General features: G+C 59.7%; 15 protein-coding genes. 7 read left to right on the top strand and 8 right to left on the bottom strand.

Features of this window, described 5'->3' with window-relative positions:
* Window positions 1–1,058: 1,058 nt before the first annotated feature.
* The 3 genes from BN1121_RS19425 (at window position 1,059) to BN1121_RS08865 (ending at window position 3,026) form a co-directional block, all read left to right on the top strand.
* Window positions 1,059–1,436, top strand: a complete 378-nt coding sequence (locus BN1121_RS19425) for a hypothetical protein (RefSeq protein WP_081606399.1) — start codon at window positions 1,059–1,061, stop codon at window positions 1,434–1,436.
* Between the two features lie 118 nt (window positions 1,437–1,554).
* Entirely contained in the window at window positions 1,555–2,181 is a 627-nt protein-coding gene (locus BN1121_RS19420; RefSeq protein ID WP_005349327.1) for a hypothetical protein, read from the top strand.
* A 461-nt stretch (window positions 2,182–2,642) separates the two neighbouring features.
* Complete coding sequence (locus BN1121_RS08865) at window positions 2,643–3,026, top strand: hypothetical protein (RefSeq protein WP_005349329.1); 384 nt, start codon at window positions 2,643–2,645, stop codon at window positions 3,024–3,026.
* Window positions 3,027–3,152: 126 nt separating this feature from the next.
* Here the strand turns inward: BN1121_RS08865 and fre are convergent, their stop codons facing one another.
* The 5 genes from fre to trxA all read right to left on the bottom strand — a co-directional run bounded on the left by fre (window position 3,153) and on the right by trxA (window position 8,270).
* Window positions 3,153–3,848, bottom strand: a complete 696-nt coding sequence (gene fre / locus BN1121_RS08860) for an NAD(P)H-flavin reductase (protein ID WP_005349331.1) — start codon at window positions 3,846–3,848, stop codon at window positions 3,153–3,155.
* 79 nt (window positions 3,849–3,927) lie between these two features.
* Complete coding sequence (gene ubiD / locus BN1121_RS08855) at window positions 3,928–5,397, bottom strand: 4-hydroxy-3-polyprenylbenzoate decarboxylase (protein ID WP_005349333.1); 1,470 nt, start codon at window positions 5,395–5,397, stop codon at window positions 3,928–3,930.
* 49 nt (window positions 5,398–5,446) lie between these two features.
* Entirely contained in the window at window positions 5,447–6,391 is a 945-nt protein-coding gene (locus BN1121_RS08850) for a hypothetical protein (RefSeq protein ID WP_152424622.1), read from the bottom strand.
* Window positions 6,392–6,496: 105 nt separating this feature from the next.
* Entirely contained in the window at window positions 6,497–7,762 is a 1,266-nt protein-coding gene (rho, locus tag BN1121_RS08845; protein WP_005349337.1) for a transcription termination factor Rho, read from the bottom strand.
* Window positions 7,763–7,943: 181 nt separating this feature from the next.
* The gene (gene trxA / locus BN1121_RS08840) at window positions 7,944–8,270 is read right to left on the bottom strand and encodes a thioredoxin TrxA (protein ID WP_005349340.1); all 327 of its coding nucleotides are present in this window, start codon (window positions 8,268–8,270) and stop codon (window positions 7,944–7,946) included.
* 113 nt (window positions 8,271–8,383) lie between these two features.
* Between trxA and rhlB the strand changes: the two genes are divergently transcribed.
* From rhlB to BN1121_RS08825, 3 genes are all read left to right on the top strand, one after another.
* Window positions 8,384–9,667 (top strand): ATP-dependent RNA helicase RhlB, encoded by a 1,284-nt coding sequence (gene rhlB, locus BN1121_RS08835; protein WP_005349343.1) that lies wholly within the window; start codon window positions 8,384–8,386, stop codon window positions 9,665–9,667.
* A gap of 8 nt (window positions 9,668–9,675) precedes the next feature.
* Window positions 9,676–11,172 (top strand): guanosine-5'-triphosphate,3'-diphosphate diphosphatase, encoded by a 1,497-nt coding sequence (gppA, locus tag BN1121_RS08830; protein ID WP_005349346.1) that lies wholly within the window; start codon window positions 9,676–9,678, stop codon window positions 11,170–11,172.
* 191 nt (window positions 11,173–11,363) lie between these two features.
* Window positions 11,364–12,347, top strand: a complete 984-nt coding sequence (locus BN1121_RS08825; RefSeq protein WP_005349348.1) for a DUF4382 domain-containing protein — start codon at window positions 11,364–11,366, stop codon at window positions 12,345–12,347.
* A gap of 29 nt (window positions 12,348–12,376) precedes the next feature.
* On the opposite strand, the gene BN1121_RS08820 is transcribed toward BN1121_RS08825, so the two are convergent.
* The 3 genes from BN1121_RS08820 to rph all read right to left on the bottom strand — a co-directional run bounded on the left by BN1121_RS08820 (window position 12,377) and on the right by rph (window position 14,404).
* Window positions 12,377–12,865 (bottom strand): YbaK/prolyl-tRNA synthetase associated domain-containing protein, encoded by a 489-nt coding sequence (locus BN1121_RS08820; RefSeq protein WP_005349352.1) that lies wholly within the window; start codon window positions 12,863–12,865, stop codon window positions 12,377–12,379.
* 104 nt (window positions 12,866–12,969) lie between these two features.
* Window positions 12,970–13,611, bottom strand: a complete 642-nt coding sequence (pyrE, locus tag BN1121_RS08815; protein ID WP_005349358.1) for an orotate phosphoribosyltransferase — start codon at window positions 13,609–13,611, stop codon at window positions 12,970–12,972.
* 76 nt (window positions 13,612–13,687) lie between these two features.
* Window positions 13,688–14,404 carry a ribonuclease PH gene (gene rph / locus BN1121_RS08810; RefSeq protein WP_005349359.1) on the bottom strand — a complete coding sequence of 239 codons (717 nt, stop codon included), beginning with the start codon at window positions 14,402–14,404 and terminating at the stop codon, window positions 13,688–13,690.
* A 139-nt stretch (window positions 14,405–14,543) separates the two neighbouring features.
* On the opposite strand from rph, the gene BN1121_RS08805 reads away from it, so the two are divergent.
* Complete coding sequence (locus tag BN1121_RS08805) at window positions 14,544–15,407, top strand: YicC/YloC family endoribonuclease (protein ID WP_005349362.1); 864 nt, start codon at window positions 14,544–14,546, stop codon at window positions 15,405–15,407.
* Window positions 15,408–15,568 lie beyond the last annotated feature (161 nt).

Here is a 15,568-nt window from a genome sequence, read left to right as displayed (position 1 = left end):
GTGGCCAAAGAAAAGTCACCAATCGAGCGGCCAACCCCACCAATCCGACCGCTGCGCGGTTGCCCTCGGGTCGATCGCAATTTCGGACGGATCGCCGCAGATTGAGCATCACTGCCCCGCTGCGGCTGCACCATCATCCCTGATGGCGCTCCTGAGCTTGCTTCCTTGGAGGGGGCTCCAATACCCTGCCCCTCTGAAACGCTGTCAGTGTTGTGATGCCTTCCCTCAGACGGATTAATTTATTGATCTTGCTCAGGAAACAAACATCTCATCCTTCCCTCTCTTGTCGCGCTCACTAAGATAGTCGTTTGAAGACGACCATCTCGGCGCTTGGGATGCGTCATTCCTGAGCCGTGTTAAAAGCAGCAAATCAGAGGCGGTCAGTTAGGGGCAGTAGCCTTGGCAACGTATTCAGCGTTGTTATCTAACTCTGATTTCATACAGTCGTAATGGGAAGTAAGGCGAATCACTATTGCCATCCATATAATTATGGATATGAGCCAATAAAAGGGATCATCTATGCGTGTTGATGAGTACGTAAAAAAGAAATTGAAGAAAGTGAATTTTGTAAAGAAAGCGACATTGGAAAAGTCATCCATTATTCATGGTGCGAGCATGATGAAATGGCGGAGATTCTTGGAATGGCCGCGCCGCTTTTAATGGAGCAGCTAAAACATATCTATCCGAACTGTCATCTTGAAGTAAAAGAATATGCAGCGCCAAATCAAGAATATAATGTTCATGTTTCTGTCTGGCGTTGAGATTCCCCCTGCATCGTTCATGTGGAAACATGTGGCTTGTTTATCTTTATCTCGTAACTTTTTGGTGTTATATCATCTATAGATATAGTGGGGGTTTTGGATTTTATTTTATGTTATTTTGCAGGTTGCCATAAAACATTTGGGCTTGCATGTAAAGCATCAAGGTTAACCTAGTGTTATTGTTATAGTTACTCCAATGTGGGAGTGATTAACAATCCGGTCTTACGTGTAAGAAACTATGTTCTACATGCGACTAGGTATACGGACATGCTAGTGATTTATAGAAAGAGGTTTTTTATGATGGCTACTAAAGAAGATTTTAAAAATGGTCTATTGAAATTGAGAGATAAAGGAAGGTTCAGAAATACGCAATATCTTAATATCCTCAAGGCACAGGCAAAGTCAAAAAACTTTACTATTACTGCAACTCAAATTGCGGAACATGTAGGCTATGCAAATTATAATGCAGCAAATCTGCAATATGGAAAATTAGGGCATGAATTAGCCGAAGTGCTTGGATACACACCACCTAAGAGAAGCAATGGTGAGACCATGTGGTTTTGGACATTGTCTACGGGCAATGAAGCCTCAAAAGATACTATTGATGGACATTATGAATTTGTTATGCGGCCAGAGTTAGCTGCCGCATTAAAGGAAATGAATTGGGTGAGGTAAATCATCGGCGATGATCATGATTGTAAATCTTGCTTTCGAGTTATCTTGATTACGTTACCGAAAAGTAGAAATTTAAAATCTACCACTCAACTTGGCGTCATTTATAGGAGAAGGGTTTGTGCCACTACAAAATAGAGTCGACCCTTGGGGGCGTTTGGTTGCGGTCAACGCAAGAGGTGATTTCTTGGGAAATCGGGGGATCTTGCATGATGATGGAAAAAATGTGGTTAAACTATGGGCACACCAAAACTGGGTAACCTGTGAGCTTCGTTTCAAGGGGATAAGGCGAAATTTGTTTGGAGCGAATAGCTACTCTGAGCTTTTTTTCTTGGACGAGGCGACTGCATTGGCTGCAGGTCACCGGCCTTGCGCTCATTGTCGACGGCAGCGCTATAACGAGTTTAAGCATTTTTGGTGTGTCGCAACTGGCTTGCCCGATGTGGCCTCAGTTTCTTCCCAAGAAATCGACAAGCAACTCCATTCTGAGCGAGTGAGCCGAAGCCGAGAAAAAATCGTGTTCAGTGATGAGTTCAGCACCGTGCCAAACGGTACGCTAATCGAGTTGGGAGAGCTTGCCTATCTAGTCTGGGGTAATCATCTTCATCAATGGTCGCATCATGGGTATGTCATGACTCAACCTTTGCCCTCTCAGGATCAGGTTGTGAACATTCTCACGCCAAGAACGATAGTGCAGATGTATAGAATGGGTTTTATGCCGTTATTGCATGCATCTGCTCTTGGATAATCAACGCAGGCATTAGAACAAGGTGTTACTGCCCTTCAAGCTTACCTTTGTAGCACAGGGTGGTACATATAATATGGTGTCGCATATTGTTAATCCTGAACTCTCAGTGGGAATCTATTAAATGAGTGCGTCAAATTACAGTAAATATTCTGTCCGGACAAGGATTTCGCAAAAACCTAATTTCAATACATCCCTCACACCCATTGATGGGATATATGAACTCTTAAGAAATGGGTGGTGGGGCTCAATGTGGGCCAGTATTGCGCAGGCCTGTTTCTGACATCTCGATGTTACCAAATAGGTCCAATGTGACGTGGTTTGATACCATTCATTAGAAATAGAGGCGACGGTTAGATTTTTAATTTATATTACCACTCGATAACGCCCCCCTAATTGGAAATGACTCGGGTTCAGACCTACCTTTAATTCGCTCTGATAGCCACAGATGGAGAGTTTAAAGGATGAAACTGACGAAGAGAGTGGGCCTGCCTGCGGCGGCCATTCTGATGGCCCTAACGGCGACGGCGGCTCGGGCGGAAGAGGATGCCGCGCCCATGCCCCTGGTTCAGCTGGAGGTGAATACCACCAGTGCGGATACCTACTTGCTGTATTTCGGCCGGGCCTTTACCAAGATGTCCAAGGGGGTCCTTGAGGAGTACCGCTGGGGTGGCACCTCATGTGGTTCCCGGGTCCTGAGCGATGCGGAGGTCGCCCTGCTCCAGGGGGCGCTGGATAACGCAAATGTGAGGGTTGCGTTTCGGTATCAGGAGGGTCAGGGAGCGACCAAGTGTGTCGTCGGCTTTGCCTTGGTCCGCAAGGGCTTTGTCGAGCACGAATCTGACTAGACGGCAGACTGGGAAACATACAGGCCACAAGCGATCACAGCCAAAACAACGAGGAGCCCAGGGGGCTCCTCGTATTTTTCCGCCTGGCTCCCCTCGAAGGGCGAGGGCAGGGGATCAGACCGTCGTCTAGATAAACTCGTAGGCATCGCCGAAGATGCGCTCGGGTTCGGCTCCGAGCAGCTTGAACTCCTCGCGGGCGGCGCCGGCCATCTCGAAGCGGCCCGCCACATAGATGTCGTAGTCATGCAGGCTGACGAAGTCATCCATGATCGCCTTGTGCACCAGGCCGGTGCGACCCTGCCACTGCTGGTCGGGCTCCTGCACCACCGGGATAAAGGTGAGCGGTGCATAGCGCTGCTCGAGGGCGCGCATCTCGTCGAGTTCATAGAGCCAGTGGGCCTGGCGCACGCCCCAGTAGACGAACACGGGGCGCTGGCTGCCGCTGTCGATCAGCTGCTGCAGTATGCTGCGCACATAGGAAAAACCGGTGCCGCCGGCCATCAGCAGCAGGGGGCGGGGTGACTCTTCCCGCAGGAAGGCCTTGCCGGCCGCCAGCTCGACCTCGATCTCGCCCTGCTCGCGCATGCGCGTCAGCACCTGGCCGGCGTAGGCGTTCTCCGGGGTGGCGCCGATCTGCAGTTCAAGCCCGGGGCGAGTCGGCCCGTTGGCGATGGAGAAGGGACGCTTGTCCGAGTCGCTCATCACCACCAGCAGATACTGGCCCGGCTTGAAGGTAATCGGTTCGGCAGGCGTCAGGGCCACCTGCCAGATGGTCTCTACCACTTCGCGCAACTCGGTTACGCGGCACTTGATTCGTTGCATTCGTTTCCTTTCTCGGTGGTCAGCGCCACCCATGGCTCATGTCGTCGTTATGATGACCGGGCTGCTCCCGGTTGGGCTATTAGTCGAGAATACCCAATTCGTCCCAGATCGCATCGATCTTTTGCTTCACCGCCTCATCCTGCACTATGGGTTGCCCCCACTCGCGGTTGGTCTCTCCCGGCCACTTGTTGGTGGCATCCAGCCCCATCTTGGAGCCGAGCCCCGAGACCGGCGAGGCGAAGTCCAGGTAGTCGATCGGCGTGTGCTCGATCAGGGTGGTGTCGCGGGCCGGGTCCATCCGGGTGGTGATGGCCCAGATCACGTCCTTCCAGTCGCGGGCGTTGATGTCGTCGTCGCATACCACCACGAACTTGGTGTACATGAACTGGCGCAGGAAGGACCAGACCCCCAGCATCACCCGCTTGGCGTGGCCCGGGTAGCGCTTCTTGATGGTCACCACCGCCATCCGGTAGGAGCACCCCTCCGGCGGCAGGTAGAAATCCACTATCTCGGGGAACTGCTTCTGCAACAGCGGCACGAACACCTCGTTGAGCGCCACCCCGAGCACGGCAGGCTCATCGGGCGGACGGCCTGTGTAGGTGCTGTGGTAGATGGCGTCGTTACGCAGGGTCATGTGGGTGATGGTGAAGACCGGGAACTCGTCCACCTCGTTGTAGTAGCCGGTGTGATCCCCATAGGGACCTTCCGGTGCCAGCTCACCCGGCTCTATGTAACCCTCCAGCACGATCTCGGCGCTGGCCGGCACCTCGAGATCGCAGCTGATGGCCTTCACCACCTCGGTGCGGCTACCGCGCAGCAGGCCGGCGAAGGCGTACTCGGAGAGGGTGTCGGGCACCGGGGTCACGGCGCCGAGTATGGTCGCGGGATCGGCGCCGAGCGCCACTACCACGGGGAAGCGCTCACCCGGGTGCGCCTCCTGCCACTCGCGACAGTCGATGGCGCCACCGCGATGATCGAGCCAGCGCATGATGAGCTTGTTCTTGCCGATCTTCTGCTGGCGGTAGATGCCCAGGTTCTGCCGCTTCTTGTAGGGGCCGCGGGTGATGGTGAGGCCCCAGGTGACCAGGGGCGCCACGTCCCCCGGCCAGCAGTGCTGAATGGGAATGCGGTCGAGATCCACCTCGTCGCCGGTCAGCACCTGCTCCTGGCAGGGGGCCGAGGAGAGGCGCTTGGTCGGCATGTTGAGCACCTGCTTGAAGATGGGCAGCTTCTCCATCAGCTCCCTGAATCCCTTGGGCGGCTCCGGCTCCTTGAGGTAGGAGAGCCAGGTGCCGACCTGGCGCAGGGCGCTCACGTCCGGCTGACCCATGCCCATGGCGACCCGGTCCGGCGTACCGAACAGGTTGGCCAGCACCGGCATCTGATACCCCTTGGGGTTTTCGAACAGCAGGGCGGGGCCACCGGCACGCAGGGTGCGGTCGCAGATCTCGGTCATCTCGAGATAGGGGTCTATTTCGCGGTCGATCCGCTTGAGTTGACCCCGTGCTTCGAGCTGGGCGATAAAGTCGCGCAAATCCTTGTATTTCATAAGGCTACCGCGTTGGATTCAGGGGGTGACAGTATACCTTGACGGGGGCTCAAGGGCGACCCGGCTCGGCGTGTGCGGGTCTTGGCTTCTGCTCCTGCAGCAGGCGATCGGCCAGCAAGATGAGCTGCAGGGATTCGGCTCTGGGTTGCAGCAGCTTGGCCAGCGCGACCCCGTTGTCGCCGATCCCGAGCTCCTGTTTCAGGTAGTGGCGAACCGCATCGGGTAGCGGGCGAAGGGTGCCGAGGGCCAGCATGGCCTGGCTGTTGAGAGAGGGGACCTGAGCCGCCGCCAACAGCAGATGGCCGGCCTCATGCCCCTGGTAGAAACGACTCACCAGCGAGAGGGCCTGCAATGAGCTCTCATCCACCGGCCGCCGCCACAGGGCCAGGAACAGGGCCCGGTTACCGGTGCGTGCGAGAAGGTCGTAGGCCAACCTGTTGTCGGGGAGATAGAGCGCTTCTTGCGCCAGTTCGGTGGCCAGCCGGCTCACCTCAGCGGGGGGCGCCTCGTCGAGCGCCGCCAGCAGGGCCGCCTGCTGCCGTTCGACCTCGGCATTGTTGAGTCGATAGAGGGAGCGCAGCTCGAAGCGACCGACGGCCAGCTCGGCCTCGTATTGGGCCTGCCAGTCCAGCTGACGCCAGGCGTGTTGCAGATAGCGGGCGCGGGCCGGGTAGTCGTAACGGGGGCGCGAGATCAGGAAGCCGTCGCGAGTCTGCTCTTCCAGCAGCAGGGGCACCCGCTCGGCCTGTTGGGCCACCCAGTCGCGTGTCGGTGCAGCCGGGCGTGAGTTGCCCTCCATGGCACCGAGCAGCAGCCAGCGCAGCCGCTCGCCCTGCTCGACGGGCAGGCTGGTCAGCAGACTCTCGACGGCTTCTTCCTGCCCCAGTGCCAGGCGCTCCTGCAGATAGGGGAGATGGTTCCCCGGCACGGCGGCATCTTCTGCCATGGCCGTCAGGCTGATCAGCCACAGCAAGAGTCCAATCCCTCTCATCACGTACCCAATTCCCTGGTTGCTCGCCGTCATAGTGCGATGTCCGCCCGCTTTGGGCAAATAAAAAACCGCGGCACAGGGGCCGCGGCTTAATTCCATCGATACGGATTACTTCTGCTGACGCTTCATGGCGTCGAAGAACTCGTCGTTGGTCTTGGTCATCGCCAGCTTGTCGATGAGGAACTCGATGCCGTCGATCTCGCCCATGGGGTGCACAATCTTGCGCAAGATCCACATCTTCTGCAGCTCTTCCGGGGTGGTGAGCAGCTCTTCCTTCCGGGTACCGGAGCGGGTGATGTCGATGGCCGGGTAGACACGCTTCTCGGCGATCTTGCGCGAGAGGTGCAGCTCCATGTTGCCGGTGCCCTTGAACTCCTCGTAGATCACTTCGTCCATCTTGGAGCCGGTGTCGATGAGGGCGGTGGCGATGATGGTCAGGCTGCCGCCTTCTTCAACGTTACGCGCGGCACCGAAGAAGCGCTTCGGACGGTGCAGGGCGTTGGCGTCCACACCACCGGTCAGTACCTTGCCGGAAGAGGGGATGACGGTGTTGTAGGCGCGGGCCAGACGGGTGATGGAGTCGAGCAGGATGACCACATCCTTCTTGTGTTCGACCAGGCGCTTGGCCTTTTCGATCACCATCTCGGCAACCTGAACGTGGCGTGCAGCCGGCTCGTCGAAGGTGGAGGCGATCACCTCACCCTTGACCATGCGCTGCATCTCGGTCACTTCTTCAGGACGCTCGTCGATGAGCAGCACGATCAGCTCACAGTCCGGGTGGTTGTAGGCGATGCTCTGGGCGATGTTCTGCAGCAGCATGGTCTTACCGGCCTTGGGCGGAGCGACGATGAGGCCGCGCTGGCCCTTACCGATCGGGGACGCCAGATCCAGCACACGGGCTGTGATGTCCTCGGTGGAGCCGTTACCGCGCTCCATGCGCAAACGCTCGTTGGCGTGCAGCGGGGTGAGGTTTTCAAACAGGATCTTGTTGCGGGCGTTTTCCGGGCGGTCGTAGTTGATGTTGTCGACCTTGAGCAGGGCAAAGTAGCGCTCGCCTTCTTTCGGCGGGCGGATCTTGCCGGCAATGGTGTCACCGGTACGCAGGTTGAAGCGGCGGATCTGGCTCGGGGAGACGTAGATATCGTCCGGACCGGCCAGGTAGGAGCCGTCGGCGCTGCGCAGGAAGCCAAAGCCGTCTGTCAGGATTTCGAGTACGCCGTCACCGAAGATGTCTTCCCCACCCTTGGCATGGGCCTTGAGGATGGCAAAGATGATGTCTTTTTTGTGCGCCCGTGCCAGGTTTTCCAGCCCCATGGACTCGCCCAGCTTGATGAGCTCGGACACAGGGGTGTTCTTTAATTCGGTCAGATTCATAGCAATGAAGGTCTGTAAGAAGGGTTTTAAGGTGTGGGGGAAGTCTGCTGGGTTGCTACTGATTGGACTGGATTGCAGAGGCGGTTAGCAAACGAACAATAAACTAGCACCAATCGGGGTGAGCGTCTACAGGCAGAAACGGAAGGAGCGCATTGTTGCAATGCGCTCCTTGTCTATCTCATCAGATGTTGGCGTCCAGGAACTCTTTCAGTTGAGTCTTGGACAGCGCACCCACCTTGGTCGCGGCCACTTCGCCGTTCTTGAACAACAGCAGGGTCGGAATACCGCGAATGCCGAACTTGGGCGGGGTGTCGGCGTTGTGATCGATGTTCAGTTTGGCAACGGTCACACGGCCTTCATATTCCTGAGCAACTTCGTCCAGGATAGGGGCGATCATTTTGCACGGACCGCACCATTCTGCCCAAAAATCAACCAGAACGGGGCCAGCAGCCTTGAGCACATCTGCCTCGAAGCTGGCATCGCTCAGCTGAACAATTTTGTCACTCATTTCCAACTCCAGTCAGTAAATAAGGCTTTATTGAGAGGCCAATAAAGGCCATAGTTGGCCTATTTGAAATGATCCTGTTTATTAATGCAAGCCTAACCTGATAACCTAGCGCCATGAGCAAAACACACCTAACTGACGAAAAATTCGCCCAAATGGGCCTCGAGCCGGAAGTGCTGGCTGGTCTGGAAACCAAGGGTTTTCACTACTGTACGCCGATCCAGGCACTCTCCCTGCCCCTGCTGGTAGAAGGTCATGATATTGCTGGCCAGGCTCAGACAGGTACAGGCAAAACCATCGCCTTTCTCGCCGCCACCTTCAACTATCTGCTAACCCATCCCCTGACCAAGCCCCGCCTCATCAACCAGCCGCGCGCCATCATCATGGCCCCGACTCGTGAGCTGGCGGTGCAGATCCACAAGGATGCCGAGAGCCTGTCCGCCAGTACCGGCATCAAGCTGGGTCTGGCCTATGGTGGTGAGGGCTACGACAAGCAGCTGGCGGTGCTCGAGCAGGGCGTCGACATCCTGATCGGTACCACGGGTCGCATCATCGACTACTACAAGTCCAAGGTGATCGATCTGGCCAACATTCAGGTGGTGGTGCTCGACGAAGCGGATCGCATGTTCGATCTCGGCTTCATCAAGGATATTCGCTTCCTGTTCCGCCGCATGCCGGCCGCCGCCGATCGTCTCAACATGCTGTTCTCTGCCACCCTCTCCCTGCGCGTGCAGGAGCTGGCCTATGAGCACATGACCAACCCGCGCCATGTGCAGGTTGAACCCGAGCAGATGACCGGCGTGCGGATCAAAGAAGAGCTCTTCTACCCTTCCAACGAAGACAAGATGCTGCTGCTGCTCACCCTTATTGAGGAAGAGTGGCCGGACAAGGCGATCGTGTTCGCCAACACCAAACACTGCTGTGAAGACATCCACGCCTGGCTGGAGGCCGATGGCCACCGGGTCGGTCTGCTGACCGGCGACGTGCCGCAGAAGAAGCGCCTCAAGATCTTGGAAGAGTTCACCCAGGGCAAGCTGGACATCCTGGTCGCCACCGACGTGGCCGCCCGTGGCCTGCACATCCCGGATGTGACTCACGTCTTCAACTATGACCTGCCCGACGACTGCGAGGACTATGTCCACCGCATCGGTCGTACCGGCCGCGCCGGCAAGAGCGGTCACTCCATCAGCCTGGCCTGTGAAGACTACGCCTTCAACCTGCCGGCCATCGAGGAGTACATCCGTCACCCGATCCCGGTCAGCAAGTATGACCGTGAGGCCCTGCTCGATGACGTCGCCGCCCCGCGCCGGGTGCAGCGCAACCGTCCGCCGGTCAACCGCAACATGCGCGATCGCCAGGGTGGTGGTGGCAACCGCCGTCGTCCGCCCAAGCGTCACTGAGCCTAGCGGTGAGCAGTACCCCTCTCTACGCAGCCATCGACCTCGGTTCCAACAGCTTTCATATGCTGGTGGTGCGCGAGGTCGCCGGCGCCCTGCGTACCGTGGCCAAGGTCAAGCGCAAGGTGCGCCTGGCCGCCGGCCTCGATGAGCAGTTCCGCCTCAGTCGAGCCGCCATGGAGCGCGGCTGGGACTGCCTGCGTCTGTTCTCGGAGCAGCTGCAGGACATTCCCCCCGAGAACATCCGCGTGGTCGGCACTGCCACCCTGCGGCTCGCCACCAATGTGGAGGAGTTTCTCGCCGAGGCGGAGCGGGTGCTCAACCACGGCATCGAGATCATCTCGGGCGAGGAGGAGGCAAAGACCATCTATGAGGGGGTCTCCTGGACATCGGCCGGGGAGGGTAATCGCCTGGTCATCGACATCGGCGGTGCCAGCACCGAGCTGGTGATCGGCGAACAGAGCGAGGCCAAGCTGCTGAGCAGCCTGCACATGGGCTGCGTCACCTGGCTCAGTAATCACTTCGGCGACGGCGTGCTCTCCCAAGAGCGCTTCGTCCAGGCCATCGACGCCGCCAAGGCGGTGTTGGGGGACGTGGCCCATGACTATCGCCTGTTGGGGTGGAAGAGCTGTGTCGGCGCCTCCGGCACGGTGCAGGCCCTGCAGGAGATCATGCTGGCTCAGGGCAAGAGCGAGCGGGTCACCTTGCCCAAGTTGCAGGAGTTGATGCAGCAGGCGATCGCCTGTGGTCGCCTCGACCGCTTGCAGCTGGAAGGGCTCACCGCCGAACGCCTGACCGTGTTCCCCTCCGGGCTCGCCATCCTGATCGCCCTGTTCGAGGTGCTTGGCATCGAGAGCATGACGCTCGCCGGCGGCGCCCTGCGCGAGGGGCTCATCTACGGACTGCTCGGCAACAGCCACGACTGTGATGCCCGCGATCGCACCGCCAACAGCCTGATCAACCGCTACCAGCTCGATCGCGAGCACGCCGAGCGGGTGCGCGACACCGCGGTCGATGCGTTTGCCCAGGTGCAGGGCCCCTGGCGCCTGTCGCGCCGCTACGGCCGCCCTATCCTGCGCTACGCCGCCCTGCTGCACGAGATCGGTCTGTGCATCGAGTACAAGAAGGCGCCCCAGCACGCCGCCTACATCATCGACAACATCGACATGCCCGGTTTCACCCCGGCCCAGAAGAAGCTGTTGTCGGCCCTGCTATTCAACCAGCGCGACGACTTCAAACTCGAGCCGCTGGAGAAGCAGGGTGCTGTGACTGCCCGCCAGGCGATCCGGCTGGCACGGTTGCTGCGCCTCTCCCTGATTCTGTGCATGCGCCGCACCCAGGGGACTGTGCCCGCCTTCACCCTGCAGGCCGATGAGGATGACCTTATCCTGGCGCTGCCCAAGGGGTGGCTCGACGTGCACTATCTGCGCGCCAGCGAGCTACGCCTCGAGGTGGAACGTCAGCAGAAAATGGGCTGGCCGACCCGGCTAATAGAACGAGAGGCATGACGCCTCCCGGTTCCTTGCGACCCTGCCTCCGTCAAACCCCTTCGCATCCCGCGTCTGTCTCACAAGACGCTCATATCAACGAAATCAATAGATTGCCTTTCGAACGCGCGCTCCATCCTCTGGCCGCACCCTGACACGCCGCCGACTTCGTCTAGAGTGGAACAGATGCCACCCCAACAAGGATGATCCCCATGAAGCGTCTGTTACTCCTCGGTCTCGCCACCGCACTGACCGCCTGCGGCGGCGGTGGTGATGGCAGTTCCTCCAGTTCTACCTCTGGCGCCAAGTTCTCCCTCGCCTTCTCCGATGCGCCGGTCGATTCGGTCAAGCGGGTCTGCATCGCCGTGAGCCGGATCAGTATCCACCCGGTCGCCGGCGGCGAGACCGCCTGGAGTAGCCAGAGTATCCTCAACGCCGCCCTGGATGACGGCTGCACCCCGCTCGGCGAGAGCATACCGCTCAACGCCGACGGCTCGCCCCGGTTCGTCTATATCGATCTGCTCAAGTACCAGGGCTCGGCCAGCCGCAACCTGCTCGCCGGTCAGAGCGTCAGTGCCGGGGAGTATAGCCAGATGCGCCTGACCGTGCTCGATGGTCGCGAGGCGGCCAACCAGTTTGGCGATGGTACTCCCTACTCCTACGTGCAGCAGGATGACGACACCATCAAGCCCCTCGAGGTGCCGAGCAGCGAGCTGAAACTTGATGCCTTCACTATCGCCGCCAACGGCACCAGCAGCTTCACCACCGAATTCGATCTGCGCCACGCTATGGTGCTGCCGGGCCATCAGCAGTACTACAAGCTCAAGCCCCGCGGCGTGCGACTGGTCAACAACACCCTAGCGGCGACCCTGAGCGGCAGCGTCGCCAGCGGCCTGTGCGATGGCCTGCTGGCCGACAAGGCGGCGGTATACCTCTATGCCCCGCGCAGCGACGACAGCTATCCCGACATGGCGGATGTCGACAACGGCTTCTATGCCAGTGCCCCCGTGGTGAGCGACGGGGCCGGTGGTTTCCGTTACGAGCTGGGCTTTGTCGCCGTGGGTAGCTATGACCTGGGTCTGGTGTGCAACAGCGATCAGGACGACCCCGAGGTGGCCGGCGACGTGTTGGACATCAGGCCTGTGCTCAAGGCCCAGACGGTGGCCGCGCCAACCACGACGATCAATCTGGAGTAACCAGAGGGGCCCTTGGCCCCTCTCTCTTTTCAGGAACGACGGGCGAACGGGACCAGGCGAGGGGCGGCGATGCGCCGGTAATCTTCGCTGGCGAGGATGAGGGAGCGCTCCAGCACGCCGGCGTTGAAGGCCAGCTCGTCGAAGCGATCGAACAGGTGCGGATCGGCCACCAGCAGCAGATCGTCGTGGAAGCTGAAGGGCGGAATGGCGCCGAACACACAGTCGGTCAGTGCGGCCACCTCGGTGGGGCTGGCCAGTGACGCCCGGCTGCCGCCCAGTCCCCTGGCGAGGGTCGCCAGATCGGCCTGACAGTCGGCTGGCAGCACCGCCAGCACGTGGCACCTGATACCGTTCCCCTTGACGTGACACACCAGCGCCTTGGCTCCCTGGCCGTGGGTGGTGCCGCGCACCCTGGCTACCTCCTCGGTCTTGCCGGCGCTCGAATGATGCACCACCCGGTAGCGGGCCTGGTGGGCGTCGAGCAGCCGGATCAGGCGCTCGAAGGTGTGCAGGGACATAAGGGCTCCTTGGAACAAACAAGACGGGGCGCCGCAGCGCCCCTCATCATACAGGGTTAAGAGGCCCAACCGGGCTGTCGGCTTAACCCGTCGTCAGACCCCGATCAGATGCCGTACTGGGCGCGGTAAGCGCGCATGGCGGCCAGCTGTTCGGCCATCTCCGGCTTCTCTTCCAGGTACTTGATAAGATCCGCCAGCTGGACGATGGCGATGACATGGGCGCCGTAGTCGCGCTCGACCTCCTGGATGGCGGAGAGCTCGCCCTTGCCCTTCTCCTGGCGATCCAGGGCGATCAGCACTCCGGCCAGGGAGGCGCCGTTGGCCTGGATCAGATCCATCGACTCGCGGATGGCAGTGCCGGCGGTGATCACATCGTCCACCAGCATGATGCGCCCCTGAAGCGGGCTGCCCACCAGGTTGCCGCCCTCGCCGTGGTCCTTGGCCTCCTTGCGGTTGAAGCACCAGGGGGTGTCCACGTCGTGTTGTTCGGCCAGCTGTACCGCGGTGGCCGAGGCGATGGGAATCCCCTTATAGGCCGGCCCGAACAGGACGTCGTACTGGATGCCGGCATCCATCAGGGCGGCGGCGTAGAAGCGGCCGAGGCGGGCCAGATCACGCCCGGTAGAGAAGAGGCCGGCGTTGAAGAAGTAGGGGCTCTTGCGACCGGATTTCAGGGTGAACTCACCGAATTTCAGAACCTGTTTCTCCAGGGCAAACTCGATAAATTGACGCTGATAGGCTTTCATCATGGCTCCTTGCTGTATGGGGGGTGAGGGGTAAACGTCAGATACAAAAAACGCGGCCAATGCCGCGTTTTGAAAATCACTTCAGGGATGCCTTCTGCATCTCGATCAACTGACCGATGCCGTCTTTGGCGAGCGCCAGCATGGCCAGCAGCTCCTCATGGGTGAAGGGCTCACCCTCGGCGGTGCCCTGCACCTCGATCATGCGACCGTCTTCGGTCATCACCACGTTCATGTCGGTCTCGGCGGCCGAGTCCTCTACATATTCCAGATCGCAGATGGCCTGGCCTTCGTGGATGCCGACCGACACGGCGGCCACCATCTGCTTGAGCGGGCTCTGTTTAAGCATGCCTTTGCCGACCATCCAGTTCAGGGCGTCGACCAGGGCCACGCAGGCACCGGTGATGGAGGCGGTACGGGTGCCGCCGTCGGCCTGCAGCACGTCGCAGTCAACCGTGATGGTGTGCTCGCCCAGGGCGTTCAGATCGACCGCGGCACGCAGGGAGCGGGCGATCAGGCGCTGGATCTCGAGGGTGCGGCCACCCTGCTTGCCAGAGGCGGCCTCGCGATTCATACGAGAATGGGTGGAGCGCGGCAGCATGCCGTACTCGGCGGTCACCCAGCCCTGACCCTTGCCCTTGAGAAAACGCGGCACGTTGGTGTCGACGCTGGCGGTACACAGCACCCGGGTGTTGCCAAACTCGACCAGCACAGAGCCTTCGGCGTGCTTGGTGAAGTGGCGGGTAATGGTGACCGGACGGACGTCGGCAGGCGCGCGATCGTTGGGACGGGACATGATGACCTCTGGGCTGGCGTGAATTGGCGGAGGAGTATACGTGATCGGGCGACAAATATCAGCCTGGTGCCCAATGCGGCTGACGCCTCGCCCGGCGCCGGTTATAATCGGCGCACTTTTCATCAGATGGGACACACCCATGATCCACAGCATGACCGCCTACGCCCGCAAGGAGATCAAGGGCGATTGGGGCACCGCCGTCTGGGAGATCCGTTCGGTCAACCAGCGCTACCTCGAGACCTATATCCGCATGCCGGAGCAACTGCGCGGCCTCGAGCCGGTGCTGCGCGAGCGCTTTCGCAATGCCCTGCAGCGCGGCAAGGTGGAGTGCAACCTGCGCTTCGAAGCGGCCCAGGCCGGTGCTGGCCAGCTGCACATCAACGAGGAGCTGGCCAGGCTCATCATCGATAGCGCCAATTGGGTGATGAAGGAAGCGGGCCAGGGCCAGCTCAACCCGGTTGACGTGCTGCGCTGGCCCGGGGTCATGGCCGCCGCCGAGCAGGACATGGACGCCGTCAACGCCGCCCTGATGGCCAGTTTTGACGAGACCCTGACCGACTTCATCGCCGCCCGCGCCAGCGAAGGGGCCAACCTCAAGGCCCTGATCGAGCTGCGTCTCGACGGCATCGGCGTCGAGGTGGTCAAGGTGCGTGGTCAACTGCCCCAGATCATCGAGTGGCAGCGCCAGAAGCTCACCGACCGTCTGACCGAAGCCAAGGTGGAGCTGGATCCGGCCCGCCTCGAGCAGGAGATGGTGCTGCTGGCCCAGAAGATCGACGTGGCCGAAGAGCTCGACCGCCTCGAGATGCACATGGGCGAGACCCGCAAGATCCTGAAAAAAGGCGGCGCCTGTGGCCGTCGTCTCGACTTCATGATGCAGGAGTTCAACCGCGAGTCGAACACCCTTGGCTCCAAGTCGATCAACGCCGAGGTGACCCAGTCCGCCGTCGAGCTGAAGGTCCTCATCGAGCAGATGCGCGAGCAGATCCAAAACATCGAATAAGCGCCCACGACGCATAAAAAAAGCCATTGGAGACAATGGCTTTTTTCTTTTCTGGCAAGAGCCTTTGCCCCGCGACAGCCCCACCTTCCCATCAGCAATGCAGCCCCCGCGTTGAGGTCTCGCCCGAGAGCTCAAGTCATCCGTTCTCTGAAACACTATGG

Source organism: Aeromonas diversa CDC 2478-85 (genome assembly GCF_000819805.1).
Lineage (GTDB): Bacteria > Pseudomonadota > Gammaproteobacteria > Enterobacterales > Aeromonadaceae > Aeromonas > Aeromonas diversa.
This window is presented reverse-complemented; position numbering and strand designations above follow the sequence as displayed.